This window comes from Saccharopolyspora indica (assembly GCF_027853965.1).
Classification (GTDB): Bacteria; Actinomycetota; Actinomycetes; order Mycobacteriales; family Pseudonocardiaceae; genus Saccharopolyspora; species Saccharopolyspora indica.
Map to the genome: position 1 here is coordinate 222492 of NZ_JAQGLB010000001.1, position 13098 is coordinate 235589.

The 13098-nt window shown below is 72.7% G+C and carries 13 protein-coding genes; 11 read left to right on the forward strand and 2 right to left on the reverse strand.

Annotated elements, in window-relative coordinates; genetic code table 11:
• Positions 1-44: 44 nt before the first annotated feature.
• Positions 45-1283: an MFS transporter gene (locus tag OU416_RS01045; protein ID WP_270924861.1), complete on the reverse strand. Its 1239-nt coding sequence runs from the start codon at positions 1281-1283 to the stop codon at positions 45-47.
• Positions 1284-1429: 146 nt separating this feature from the next.
• Between OU416_RS01045 and amiA the strand changes: the two genes are divergently transcribed.
• The 11 genes from amiA to OU416_RS01100 all read left to right on the forward strand — a co-directional run bounded on the left by amiA (position 1430) and on the right by OU416_RS01100 (position 11967).
• Positions 1430-1534 carry a streptamidine family RiPP gene (amiA, locus tag OU416_RS01050; protein ID WP_246025743.1) on the forward strand — a complete coding sequence of 35 codons (105 nt, stop codon included), beginning with the start codon at positions 1430-1432 and terminating at the stop codon, positions 1532-1534.
• A 68-nt stretch (positions 1535-1602) separates the two neighbouring features.
• Positions 1603-2388, forward strand: coding sequence for a hypothetical protein (locus tag OU416_RS01055; protein WP_270924862.1), 786 nt, complete (start codon positions 1603-1605; stop codon positions 2386-2388).
• On the forward strand, positions 2385-3827 hold the full coding sequence (locus tag OU416_RS01060; protein ID WP_270924863.1) for a CocE/NonD family hydrolase: 1443 nt from the start codon (positions 2385-2387) through the stop codon (positions 3825-3827). Before OU416_RS01055 ends, OU416_RS01060 begins: the two co-directional genes overlap by 4 nt.
• Positions 3817-5178, forward strand: coding sequence for a YcaO-like family protein (locus OU416_RS01065; RefSeq protein WP_270924864.1), 1362 nt, complete (start codon positions 3817-3819; stop codon positions 5176-5178). The genes OU416_RS01060 and OU416_RS01065 overlap by 11 nt, the downstream gene beginning before the upstream one ends.
• A 62-nt stretch (positions 5179-5240) precedes the next feature.
• Positions 5241-6368 (forward strand): nitroreductase family protein, encoded by a 1128-nt coding sequence (locus tag OU416_RS01070; RefSeq protein WP_270924865.1) that lies wholly within the window; start codon positions 5241-5243, stop codon positions 6366-6368.
• Positions 6369-6383: 15 nt separating this feature from the next.
• Positions 6384-7157: a sugar phosphate isomerase/epimerase family protein gene (locus OU416_RS01075; protein WP_270924866.1), complete on the forward strand. Its 774-nt coding sequence runs from the start codon at positions 6384-6386 to the stop codon at positions 7155-7157.
• Between the two features lie 50 nt (positions 7158-7207).
• Positions 7208-8221: an ABC transporter substrate-binding protein gene (locus tag OU416_RS01080; protein ID WP_270924867.1), complete on the forward strand. Its 1014-nt coding sequence runs from the start codon at positions 7208-7210 to the stop codon at positions 8219-8221.
• Positions 8218-9213 carry an iron ABC transporter permease gene (locus OU416_RS01085; RefSeq protein WP_270924868.1) on the forward strand — a complete coding sequence of 332 codons (996 nt, stop codon included), beginning with the start codon at positions 8218-8220 and terminating at the stop codon, positions 9211-9213. The genes OU416_RS01080 and OU416_RS01085 overlap by 4 nt, the downstream gene beginning before the upstream one ends.
• Positions 9210-10226 (forward strand): FecCD family ABC transporter permease, encoded by a 1017-nt coding sequence (locus OU416_RS01090; RefSeq protein ID WP_270924869.1) that lies wholly within the window; start codon positions 9210-9212, stop codon positions 10224-10226. The genes OU416_RS01085 and OU416_RS01090 overlap by 4 nt, the downstream gene beginning before the upstream one ends.
• Positions 10226-11017, forward strand: coding sequence for an ABC transporter ATP-binding protein (locus OU416_RS01095; RefSeq protein ID WP_270924870.1), 792 nt, complete (start codon positions 10226-10228; stop codon positions 11015-11017). Before OU416_RS01090 ends, OU416_RS01095 begins: the two co-directional genes overlap by 1 nt.
• A gap of 35 nt (positions 11018-11052) precedes the next feature.
• Positions 11053-11967, forward strand: a complete 915-nt coding sequence (locus OU416_RS01100) for a LysR family transcriptional regulator (RefSeq protein ID WP_270924871.1) — start codon at positions 11053-11055, stop codon at positions 11965-11967.
• A 227-nt stretch (positions 11968-12194) separates the two neighbouring features.
• On the opposite strand, the gene OU416_RS01105 is transcribed toward OU416_RS01100, so the two are convergent.
• Entirely contained in the window at positions 12195-12950 is a 756-nt protein-coding gene (locus OU416_RS01105; protein ID WP_372907274.1) for a phosphotransferase family protein, read from the reverse strand.
• Positions 12951-13098 lie beyond the last annotated feature (148 nt).

A 13098-nucleotide genomic window follows, 5' to 3' on the forward strand; every position in this document is an offset into this window, starting at 1 on the left:
GCTGCGGGAAGTCGCGGTCTGCGGTGGTGACGCCATGGGTTCGGTCAGGACTCCTTGCGCAGCGGTGAGAACCAGGCTGCGATGACGCCGAGGAGCAGGACGAGGACTCCGGCGGCGATTCCGGTCCGAGGGCTGGCCCCGGACATCGCCACCGCTCCGGCGAGTGCGGCTCCGGTCGGCATGCCGATTCCCCAGGACAGCATGCGGCAGGTCGTGTTGATGCGGCTCTGGAGTTCGTCGGGGCTGATCTGCTGGCGGTAGGTGATCGCGTTGATGACCACAGTGGAGTAAGCGGCTCCCCACGCGGTGGCCGACAGCGCCGCGGCGATCCAGTGCGTGCTGAGCAGCACGGCGCAGCCGCACAGCAGCGAGACGGGCAGTGCGCCGAGCGCCAGGCGGGCACCGCCGTAGCGCTGGTTCAGGCGCGGCACGATCCGCGAGGCGAGGAGCCCGCCGACTCCCCAGCCGCTGAACAGGACCGCGATGCGCCAGTCTCCCGACGGCGGCACGCCGAGGACGCGATCGGCCCACGGCACGAGCATGGCCACGTAGGCGCCGCTGGCGACCGAGTGGGTGGTGCCCACGAGGGTGAGGGCGCGGACCACCCGGTGGCGGGCGAGGAAGGCCAGGCCGGTGCGGATGTCGGCGAGGATCGAGGTCGTGGTCCGGCGGTCGGCGGTGTCCTTCGGCGTGGACAGCGGGCGGACGATCGAGCGGACCAGCAGTCCGGAGGCCAGGGCGGTGACGACGTTGACGGCGATCAGCGGCGCGGGCGAGACGATCGCGACCAGCAGGCCGGTCAGCGGCGGGATCGCCAGTTCGGCCAGCGTCGTCGCCGCGTAGACCTTGGAGTAGGCCGCGGTGAGGCGCTGCTTGCCGACGAGCGTGGGCAGTGCGCCGAAGTTGGCCGAGTCGAAGATGACAAACAGGGTCTGCACGCAGAATCCGACCACCAGCACGTGCGGTGCGGTGAGCACGCCGAAGGCCCAAGCCACCGGGATGGTGGCCAGCAGCGCGGCGCCGCCGAAGTCGGCGATCAGCATGAGTGCGCGGCGGTCGGCGCGGTCGGCCACCGCGCCGGCGATCAGGCCGAACAGCAGGTAGGGGAGCGCCTCGGCGACGGCGATGGCCGATGTCCAGCCGGGTGAGCCGGTGAGCTGGTAGACGAGGACGGGCAGGGCCACCGTCGCGACGAGGCTGCCCGTCACGGATGTCGCGCGCGCGGCCAGGTAGCGCCGGAAGTCCTGATCGATGTCGGCCTCGTCGATCGTGGTGTGGGACACCCGGGCAGTGTAATTGGTAATCATTTTCGTTTACGCAAGGGTCTGGTCGGTGGGATGCATCACGGGGGTGACTGTTGATCTAGTGATTGAAAATGATTGTCAGTTGCGGTTCACTGGGCCGTGCCGATCGGGAGGAGGTGAACGACATGGACGACGTGTTCCAGCGGGTGGAGGTCGAGCGGGAGCTCCCGCACAACTCCGCCAGCCACAGCAACGCCCTCGTGGAGAACCCCTTCGAGGACGACGAGTGACCACCCGCCGGTGCCGGCGCCTCGCGAGGTGCCGGCACCGGCTAGCAAACCCCGGAAAGGCAGGACCGATGGGACATCCCCGGCTCCGTCCCGGCTGCTCGGTGTTCACCGTCGAAGGCCGCGGAACCGTGCTGCGGGACGCCGCGGGGCAGATGTTCGACATCGCGCTGCCCGACGAGGCCGTGCGCAGCGCGTTGACCGGCGCGGAAACCGAGGCGCTGGCGGCATTCCGCAAGGCCGGGCACCTCGGTGAGCGCGCGAGGTGGCCCGAGGATCGCGCGCGGGTGGTCGTGCTCGCCGACGAGAGTGCTGCGCTGTGCGAAGCACTGCGTCGCGCGGGAGCGGAACCGGTTGCGGCGCCTGCGGATTCGAGCTTGGCGGACGTCCTGGGCGGTGATCCGGCAGCGGTGTGCGCGTGGTCCGATGGTCCTGCTCCCAGCGCGTGGCGTGAACTCGATGTGCTCGTCGACCACGGAGTGGCGTGGCAGCGCGCGAGCCGTGAAGGCAGGCACGTCCTCATCGAGCCGGTGGCGGGCGCCGTGCGGCACCGCGACGTCGTCGCTCGTCGGCTTGCCGCAGCGGGCTCGGGCCACCGCCACCTCGCGGAGTTCTGGGCGCAGCACGATGCCGGAACCGCGCTGCACGGCGAGGAGACCACCGATGCGGCGGATCTCGCGCTCGTCGTGGCGTTGCTGGTGACCGACCTCCGGGCGTGGGCGATCGGTTCGGACGCGGGCGGCAGCGCGTTCCAGCCCGAGCCGCTGCCCGCGAGCAGGCGGTTGCGCGTCGTCGGGCTCGACACCGGCGCGATCAGCGATCACCCGGTCCTGCCCGTTCCGGCCAGCGCACCGTGATCAGCGAACACCGCGTCGCCGCCGACGGTTGCCTGCTCGCCGCGACCGTGGTGCCGGCCGACGCCCCGGGACCGGTCGTCCTGCTGCGCACGCCGTACGGGCGGCACCACTTGCTCGGTGAAGCGCGGGGCTGGGCTTCGCGGGGCTTCACCTGCGTGATCAGCGACGTGCGAGGACGTTTCGACTCGACCGGCGAATTCCGGCCCTACGCGCACGAAGCAGCCGATGGTGCGGCACTGGTCGACTGGATCGCCGAACAGGACTTCGGCGGTGGCCCGCTGCTGACCGCAGGCGCGTCGTACGGTGCGCACTGCGCCGTCGTCGCTGCGCTGGCCAGGCCCGATGTGGTGCGCGGAGTGCTGGCGAGCGTCCCGGCGCTCGGGCTCGGTGAGACCGCGCGAGAACCCGGTGGCGCTGCCCGGCTCGCCTGCCGCCTGGGATGGTGGGCCGAACACGGCGGCACCGCTCGGCCGCGGGCAGCGCACGACCTCGACCTGCTCTCGGAACTCCCCGTCGCGGGGCTCGTCGAGCGAGCGCTCGGCACCACGCCGCCGGGCTGGGACGAGCTGTGGACGGCACCTCGCCGCGACGAGCGGCTGTGGGACGGGGTGCGCGGGCTGCGCATTCCGCTGCTGGCGGTCGGTGGCGTGCACGACTCCTTCGCCTCGCACACCGTCGAACTCGCCGAAGCCTGGGGCGGACCGACCCGCCTGGTCCTCGGCCCGTGGGGCCACGACCTGGATGCGCGCGAGCCCGGCGCCGCACTCGGCGGAGAGCGGATCGGCTCGCTGTACGTGCGGTGGGCGCGTCAGGTCTGCGGCGGAATCAGCGGGAACGCGGCCGTGATCGCCGTCGGACCGCACGGCCGGTGGCTGAACCTGACCCCCGATCGCACGAGATTCGCTTGCGCGGTGGTGGAAAGCGCCTTCACCGCCGACCCGGCCGCACCGTTCCGCTCGGACACCGCCTCCGCCGAACCCGGGAGCCGGGCGCTGGTGCGCACCGATCCGCTCCACGCGGGCGAGATCGCCGGAGGAGTGACCGTGACCCTCGACGCCGAGACCGACGCCGTCGACTCCGACTGGGTCGTGCGCATCGCCGTGGACACCGGTCAGCGGATCGTGCCCCTGGCGCACGCGATCAGCCGCTGCGAACACGCGACGGCACGTCGCGAAGTCGTGATCACGACACCGCCCGTCGGTGCCCGGATTCCCGCCGGTGCGCGGCTGGTCGTCGAGGTCGCCGGGCACCACTGGCCCGCGCACGCGCGAAACCCGCACACCGGCACCGATCCGGCCCACGCGACGGAACTCCTCGCCAGCGCGCGCCGCGTGCGCGCGGCGCACCTCGACGTGCCGTGGCGGCCGCCCGGAACCGGTGCGGTCCCGCCTGCCGATCTGCTCGAACCCGACCAGGAGGTCACCCCGGATGTCCGCTAGCCCGCCGATGCCGGTGGAGTCGCTGATCGACCCCGTCACCGGGATCGTGCGCCGTCTCGTCGACGTCGCGCCGGTGGAGGGCGCGCCGCCCCGCTACACGGGTGTCACCGCCGAAGTCGCCGACGCGCGCAGGCTCGGCGCGTGGCCCGCGGACCGCGTCAGCCTCGGCACCACCTTCGGAGCCCCGGAAGGCGCCCGCACCGCCGCGCTCGGCGAGGCCGTGGAGCGCTACTGCGGGAACCGCGTCGCACCGGACCTGCGGTCGGCGACCGCGGCGGAGCTGACCGGTGAGCGGATGTTCGGCCCGGACGACCTCCCGTTCTTCGCCCCGTGGCAGCACGACGCCCCGCGCTGGCCGTACCAGCGGTTCACCGACGACCTGCCGGTGAAGTGGGTGCAGGGCACCGAGGACGGCGAACCCTGCTGGCTGCCTGCGTCCTGGGTGCACCTGAACTACCACAGCGGCGAGCGACGTCGCGAGCCTCGCCTGCACCACCTGAACTACGCGGGCATCGCGACCGGCGCCGACGAGCGCGACGCGTTCCGGCGCGGGTTGCTGGAACTGCTCGAACGCGACGCGCTGGAGCTGTGGTGGCACCTGGGCGGTCCGTCGCGGGGGATCGACGTCGACTCGGTGCCCGGCCTGGCCGGTGAGATGGCGGGATCCCGGCTGGCGGTGCACCTGGTCGAGCTGCCGACCGAGCACCCCGTCGCCTGCGTGGCGGCCGTGGTGGTGGACCCGGTGACCGGGATCGTCGGCGGCGGTGGCGCGGCGCGGTTCGATCCGGTGGAGGCGTGCACCAAGGCAGTGCTGGAAGCCGTGCACACGTGGGTGTTCACGCTCGGCCTGATCGACCCCGGCGGCTGGGTCTTCGAGGCGATCCGCGCCGGGATCCTCGCCGAAGGGCTCTACCTGCCGTTCCGGGCCGACCGCCGCCACCTGGACGACGTCGGCGCGCACTTCGGCCGGGTCCGCGACCTCGGTGCGCAGGTCCAGGTGTGGCTGGACGAACGCGTGCAGGAGCGCTCGCTGCACCGGTTCACCGAGCCGGAGCAGGTGATCGGAGCCGGTGAACTGCCGCGCGGTGACCTGGATTCGCTGCTGGCGAGCCTGCGCGGCGCCGGGTGCCGGATCGCGCACGCCGACCTGACCACCGACGACGTGGCGCACACGCCGCTGCGGGTCGTGCGGGTGTGCGCCACGGGCCTGGTGCCGAACGCGCCCGCGGCCTTCCGGTACTGGGGGCTGCCGCGGTGGCGCGAAGTCATCGAAGCACGCGGCTGGGCTCCGGGAGCGGACCCGCTCAGCGGGCCGGACGGGCTCGTCGTCGAACCCCCGCCTTTCCTGTGAGCGCCCGAGAATCGTTGCGCCGGGCATGGCGCGGAGAACCGCCCGGTGCCACCGAACACGCGTTGCGGCCGGCGGAATGCCGGAGCTGGCCGGGGCCCGAAGTCGTGCTGGGCCGGTGGCCGCGCGGTGGGGTCGGCGCGTTGCTGGACCTCGCACTGGCTTCGTCACCGCGGCGAGCCGGGGGAGTGCAGCTGCGCCGCGTGCCTTCGGCGGGCGGGCGGTACCCGGTCGAAGCGCACGTCGTCCACCGCGGCACCGCCTGGCGGTACGACCCGGTGCGCCACGCGCTGGCCGCACCCGCGCCGTCCCGTCCGTCCACACCGGACCTGGCCGTCGTGCTGTCGGTGAACCCGGTGCGGACGTGGTGGCGGTACGGCCCGCGGTCATTGCCGGTGCTGCTGCTCGACCTGGGCCACGCGATCGGCGCACTGCTGGCGGCAGCCGCCGCGCTGGGGCATCCGGCACGAGCCACGACAGGCCTGGGCGCGGACGTGCTGGCGGAGCGGGCGGGCCTTCCGCACTCGGGCGGCGTCGTGCGCTGGCCCGGGTGCGCGCCCGAGTTCCCGCTGGCAGTGGTGGAGATCGATGCTGCCGTCACCGTCCCGTTGGCGACACCGGCCGAGCGCGCGCCCTTCCCGGAACCGCTGCTCGACGACGTCGTCGCGGCGCACGGTGAAGCGGCGTGGGATCAGCTGATCGCGGCGCTGGCCGAGTTCGGTGCCGGAACGTCGGAGCGGGCGTGGCAGTGGCACGGGCCCCCACCGGCAGCTCCCGACCTGCTGGCCCGGACGGCTGCGCCGTGGGAAGCGGTCAACCCGGGCCGCGTGCCGGCGGAACCGGCGAGCGCAGCTGCGCCGATGGCGGTGGGGCGGGTCGCGATGCTGGAAGTCGCGGGAAACGACCTGGTGGCAGACCTCGCGCCCCGTTCGTGCGGACAGCCGGAACTGCTGGGTGCGGGCGGGCTGCTGCTGGCCACCGGAACCGTCGACCCCGAGCCGCCGACGGCGTTCGCCGAACACCTCGGAGCCGGTCTGGCGGTGCACGCGGCCTGGTTGGCCGCCACCGGCCTGGGCCTCCCGGCGCGGCCGGTCGGCTGCTGGATCGACGCGGTCCTGCACTCCGCGGCGGGCCCGGCCCGCCTGCTCCACGCGCTCGCGATCGGCGGGCGGACAGACCTGAACCGCAGCTGAGGAGGACGGAACAGCATGATCATCCCGGGGTTGGCGTCGGTGACCTTTCGGCAGCTCGACCCGGCGCAGGTGGTGTCGGTGGCGCTCGACTGCGGACTGCGGGTCGTGGAGTGGGGCGGTGACGTGCACGTCCCCGCCGGCGCCATCGGCACCGCACGCGCGGTGTCCGCGCTGTGCGCCGATCACGGCATCGCGATCGGCACGTACGGCTCGTACTACAAAGCCGGTCACACCACCGAGGCCGACTTCGACGCGGTGCTGCGCACGGCCGCGGCGCTGGGCGCTCCGCGCATCCGGGTGTGGGCCGGAGTGGTCGGCTCCGCGGACGCCGACGCCGAGCAGCGCGCCCGCACCGTGGCCGATCTCCGGCGCTGCGCGGATGCGTGCGCGGCAGCGGGAATCCGGCTCACCGTCGAGCACCACGTCGAGTCGCTGACCGACGACATCGACTCGGCGGTGCGGCTGCGCGAGGAGGTCGGCCACGAAGCGCTGGTCGCGCACTGGCAGCCGCGCGAGCTGCCGGACGTCGCGGAGTGCGTGCGGGAAGTGCGTGCGCTGCTGCCGGACCTGGCGTCGGTGCACGCGTTCTCGTGGGGCGCGGACGGGTTCACCGAACGGTTGCCGCTCGCCGACCGCGCCGACCTCTGGGACGCCGTCCTGCGCGAACTCGCCGCTGACGGCGAGCGGCGGGAGGTGCTCCTGGAGTTCGTGCCCGGCGACAGCGCGACCGCCTGCCGCCGCGATGCGGCAGCGCTGCGCGATCGCATCGCGGCGGCCGTGGACAACTGAACATGAAAACGGTTACCGTCAGGTCTTCGACTCTTCCCAGGAGGAACCCAGTGCGCGCTGAGCGCAGCACCGCCCGAATGCTTCTCGCAGCCCTGCTGACCGCGCTGATCGGCCTCGCCGGCTGTTCGGCCGCTCCGGACGAGCAGCCCGCCGACGCCGCACCCGCCCCGGCTTCGATGATCGACCGCGCGGCGCAGCCGTTATCGGCGTCGACGACCATCACCGACCCGCACGGCCAGCAGGTGAGCCTGCCGAAGGCGCCGGAGCGGATCGTGTGCCTGAGCGGCCTCTGCGACGACATGCTCGTCGAACTCGGCATGACACCGGCAGGCACGAGCAACCCCGACCTGCTCGTGCACCCCGCGCTGATGGGGGAACGGGCCGCGTCGGTTCCGGTCGTGCAGGGCAGCTTCGGCTCCGAGGACGTCGAGAGCATCGCCGCACTGCGACCCGACCTCGTGATCGGGCTCTCCGGGGTGCACGACGCGTTGCGCCCCGCGATCGAAGGATTCGCCCCGCTGTGGCTGACCGAACCCGCCGACTGGCAGGAATCGGTCGAATACCTGCGGAACCTGGGATCGCTGACCGGGCGCACCGAACAGGCCGTGACCGCCGAGACGGCCTTCCGCGCCAAGCTCGCCGACGCCGCGCAGGCCACCCGGGCGAGCGGGCAGGCCAGCCGGAAGGTCGTGCTCATGTACGGCAGCGCCGAGTCCATCGGCGTGGACACCAGCGACTCGCTCAAGGGCGATCTGCTCGCCCAGCTGTTCAACTACCCCTTCCCGGCCCAGGGCGCCGACGTCGAGACGGCCAGCAACTACAGCATCGAGGAACTGCTGGCCAAGCAGCCCGACGTCGTGCTGGCGTACTCGCTGCTGTTCTCGCCGGAAGACCGCACGCTCAGCGCGCAGCTCGCCGGCAACCCGGTGTGGCAGCAGATCCCGGCGGTGCAGGAGCAGCAGGTGCACGAAGTGCACGCCAAGCTGTTCGGCTCCGGCCGCGGCACCCGGAGCCTGGCGGCGATCATCGACGAAGCCGTGGAACTGGTGCCCGCGACCCGATGAACGCACGATTCCGGTGCAGTGACTGGCTTCTCGCAGGTGCCCTCGCGGTGGTGCTGGTCGCCGCGTCGTTGATGCTCGGCGAGCCGTTCGTGGGCGTGAACCGCCTTCCGCACGCGCTGACCGCCGACGGCGGTGTCGAGCACACCGTGGTGGTGTTGCTGCGCGCACCGCGAGTGGTGCTCGCCGTGCTCGCCGGAGCCCTGCTGGGCGTCGCCGGCCTGCTGCTGCAGGAATCCCTGCGGAACCCGTTGGCAGTGCCGGAAATGCTCGGCGTCTCCAGCGGTGCGGCAGCTGCCGTGGCGGGATGCGTCGCGTGGGGAGTGTCGGTTCCCGGTGCGCCCCTCGTGCCCGCGCTGGCGGGTTCCGCGATCGGCGGTGCCATCACGATGCTGGCCGTGCGCGGGGTGCGCGACCGGGCGGCAGTGCTGCTCATCGGCGCGGCCGTCAGCGCGGGGCTGCACGCGGTGATGCTGACGGCGCTGTCCCTGTCGGACTCGCGCGACCAGGGCGTCCTGGTGCGCTACCTGCTGGGCTCGCTGGCCGGGACGACGTGGGAGACCGTCGCGACGACGGCCCCAGGACTGCTGATCGGCCTCCCGCTGGCCGCGCTGATGATCCCCTCGCTCGGCGTGCTGCGCCTCGGCGACGACACGGCCGCCGCCCTGGGCGCATCCCCGGTCCGAGCGCGCGCAGCGACGTTGGCCGTCGGCTGCCTGCTCACCGCCGTGGTGGTCGGGCCATGCGGACCGGTGGCCTGGGTCGGTTTCCTCGCGCCGCAACTGGGCCGCTGGCTGCGCCCGCGCGGCACGCACCGGTCGTGGCTGGCGTGGTCGGCCGCGCTGGGTGCGCTGCTGGTGGTCGCAGCCGACCTGCTGGCGCGAACGGTGCTGCACCCGGTCGAACTGCCGGTGGGCGGGCTGACCGCGGTCGTCGCGATCTGCACCGGGGTGCTGCTCCTGCTGCGCCGCAAGATGTCGGTGGTGGCGCGGTGATCCAGCGGATTCCCCGCACGCTGCGGCTGCTCGCGCTGCTCTGCGCAGTGCTGGCCCTGGCCCTGGCGCAGCTCGCTACCGGATCGACGGCTTCAGCCGCGGAAACCCTGGCCGCGGTGCTCGGCCACGCGGACCAGCTGACCGCGCAGATCGTCCACGACCTGCGGATGCCGCGGATGCTCGTCGGCGCCGGGGCGGGCATGTGCCTGGGCATGGCCGGTGTCGTGCTGCAAGCCGTGCTGCGCAACCCGCTGGCCTCACCGGACGTGACCGGAGTCGGCTCGGGCGCGGTGCTGGGCGCGGTCGCCGCGACGCTGATCGGCGGCGACTTCGCCGCACCCACCCGGATGATCCTGGTGGCAGTGGTCGGCGGCACGCTGGGCGGCGCCGTGCTCTGGCTGGTCGCGATGCGGGCAGGCACCGATCCGGTGCGGTTGGTCGTGATCGGCGTGATGGTCTCGGCTGCGTTCAGCGGCGGCAGCATGGTGCTGCTCACCGCGCGCCCGCAGCTGACCGGGTCGATGGCGCAGTGGCTGATCGGCTCGCTCAACGGGCGAACCTGGGCGCACTGGTCGGCGTTGTGGCCGTGGCTGCTCACCGCCGCGGTGGCCGGGCTGCTGGTGTCCGCGGTGATCCAGCTGCTGTCGGTCGACGACGACCACGGCCACGCCGTCGGCCTCGCGATATCCCCGTGGCGCAGCGCGGTCCTGCTGATCGCGGTGGTGCTCACAGCGGTTGCGATCGCCTCCGTCGGCGCGATGGCCTTCGTGGGACTGCTCGCCCCGCACGCCGCGCGCGCGTTGTTCGGCGCCGACCTGCGCTTCGCCCTGCCCGCGGCCGGAATGCTCGGAGCCGCCGCGGTGTGCGGCGCGGACGTCGTGGCCCAGACCGTCACGTCGTGGGCCGCGGACCCCTCCCGCGCAGGTGTACCCACCGGAGCGGTGACCGCGGTGCTCGGCGCGGTGGTCCTGATCCGGGTAGCCAGGCGAAGCTCGACCACCGGAGGGAACTGATGAGCGCCTTGCAGGCCAACGAGGTCACCGTCCGATTCGGCGATCGGGTGGTCCTCGACGGCGTCGATCTCGCCGTCTCCGACGGTGAATGGGTGGCGCTGGTCGGCCGCAACGGCTGCGGCAAGACGACGCTGCTGCGCGCGCTCGGCGGACTGCACGCCCCGGACGCCGGTGAGGTGCTCGTGCGCGGCCGGGCGCTGCGCGCGTTGTCCCGCCGCCAGATCGCCCGCGAGGTCGCGGTGCTGCCTCAGTCGATGCCATCGGTACCCGGTCTCACCGTCCGGCAGCTGGTGCGCCAGGGGCGGTACGCGGTGCGCGGGCCGCTCGGCATGCTCGCGGGCGGGGACGACGCGCAGGTCCGCGAGGCGATGGCGGTCACCGGTGTCGAACCCTGCGCCGACGAGCTGGTCGACCGGCTCTCCGGCGGCGAACGCCAGCGCGTGCGGCTGGCGCTGGCGCTGGCGCAGGACACCTCGATCCTGCTGCTCGACGAGCCGACCACCTACCTCGACATCGGCCACCAGCTGGAAGTCCTCGAACTGGTCCGCCGCCTGCAGCGCGAGCGCGGGCTGAGCGTGGTGACCGTGCTGCACGACCTGGAACAGGCCGCCCGCTACGCCGACCGCGTCGTCGCCCTGCGCGACGGCGCGGTCCACACCGAAGGCCCGACCGCCGAGGTCGTCGACGAGGAACTGCTGGCAGCGGTGTTCGGCGTGTCCGGGCGGGTCTGGCTCGACGAGCTCACCGGCAGGCCGCTGTGCACCTACGACTCGGTGCACGCCGAGCAGTAGCCCGGCGACACGTCCGGATGGCAGCATGTCCAGGCATGACGCGGTCGTTCACCCTGGTCCAGCTCCGCTACTTCTGCGCCGTCGCGGAGCTGGAGAACATGACGGCCGCGGCCGCCGCGCTCAACGTCACCCAGTCCACGTTGTCCTCCGCCGTCGCCCAGCTCGAACAGGTCATGGGCACACCGCTGTTCACCAGGCTCCCGCGCCGCGGACTGCGGCTCACCCGCGCCGGCCGTCGCCTGCGCGAGAGCGCACTGCTGCTGCTGGAGGACGCCGACCAGCTACCGGGCGCGGTCCGCGAAGAAGGCCCGGTGCTGGCCGGCGACCTCACCGTCGGCGTGTTCGGACCGCTCGCGCCGTTCCGGGCCGCGGTCATCCTGGAGGAGTTCGAGCGCGCGCACCCCGGCGTCACCCTGTCGTTCCTCGAAGGCGACCAGGAATTCCTCCGCCGGGCGCTGCGCGACGGCAAGTGCGAGCTCGCGCTGATGTACGACCTGGGCCTCGGCGGCGAACTGCCGCGCCGCGTGCTGCGACGAGTCCCGCCGCACGTCATCGTCTCCCCGGACCACCCGCTGGCCGCCACCCCCGAACAGCCGGTGAGCCTGCGCGAGCTGGCCGCCGAACCGCTGATCCTGCTGGACCTGCCGCACAGCCGGGAGTACTACCTCAGCCTCTTCAAACTCCTCGGCGTGGCACCGAAGATCCGCCACCGCGCCAGCGGGTACGAGACGGTCCGGGCGTTCGTCGCCCGCGGGCACGGCTACTCGGTGCTCAACCAACGGCTGCCGCACGACCTCACCTACGCGGGCAGCCCGGTCGTGCCGCTGCCCGTCGTCGAAGACCTGCCGCCGATCGAAGTGCTGCTCGTGCGGCCGGGCGGCACCCGGGCCACCCTCAAATCGAAGGCATTCGAAGAGATCTGCCTGCGCGTCTACGGCGTGACCACATGACCGGCGCACGCACGCCAAGCCACACCCCCGAGGCAGACCTGCCCCCGAAGTCGGCACCATCAAGCAGGAAAACGTCATGCTCGCCGGTGACCCGACCTCGGGCTGCCTGCGTTCGCCGTCGACCCGCAAGACCGGCTGATCGACAACCCGAGGTTCCTGCGCCGCGCAGAACGCAAGCGAGTACAGCGGGAACTGTCCCGCAAGCGGAAGGGCTCGAACAACCGCGCCTAAGTTTCCAGCATCCGGGATCTGAGCACGTCGAATTCGCACCCCGGCGCGTCCGGATCGAAGCCGTGCTCGATCAGCCAGCGCGAGGCCAGCAGGCTGCGCAGTGACCACCAGGCGCGGACCACGTCCCGGTCCACGCCAGGGCCGTAGCCGGCCAGCAGGTCGTCCAGGCGTTCCTCGTGCCCGAGCGTCAAGGTGGCGAGGTCGAACATGGCGTCGCCGGGGGCCGCCTCGGACCAGTCGATGACGCCGGTGACCTCGTCACCGTCGACGAACACGTGGGTGATCTGCAGATCGCCGTGGATGAACACCGGTTTCCACGGCCGGAGCGCGGCCCCGGCGATCTCGCGGTTGCGCCGGATCACCTCGGCGGGCAGGACGGCGTTGTCCAGCAGCCACGCGCACTCGCCGTCGAGCTCCACTACCACGTCGTCGACGCTGCGCCCCGGCCACGGCGGCAACGGTGCGTCGTGCAGCCTCCGCACGGCGGCACCCGCCGCAGCCCACGCCGCCGGCGATGCGGCCGACGGTTCGCCGAGGACGCCGAGCGCTTCGCCCGGCACGGCGGCGATCGCGAGCACAGGCGGCTCGTGCCAGAGGATCGGCGGGGTCGGTATCGGCGCCATGGCCATCGCCCGCACCTCGACGTCGGCGTGCGCCGGGTCGCCGTCGACCTTCAGGAACACCTCGCCGACGCGCAGCGTCGCGCGCTGACTGTGGGCGACGACGACTTCAACCTCTTCCACAATGGCCATCCTTGCGCGGATGGCAGCCGATGTCGCCAGATTTTGCAGGCGCCGGGACGCAGCCGGTCAAACCGGTCGTTTCCATCGACTGAGCCGATCGTGCAGTTGCGGTCGAATCTGTTGGACACCTCGCGTGCGGCTGCTGAGCATGGTCACA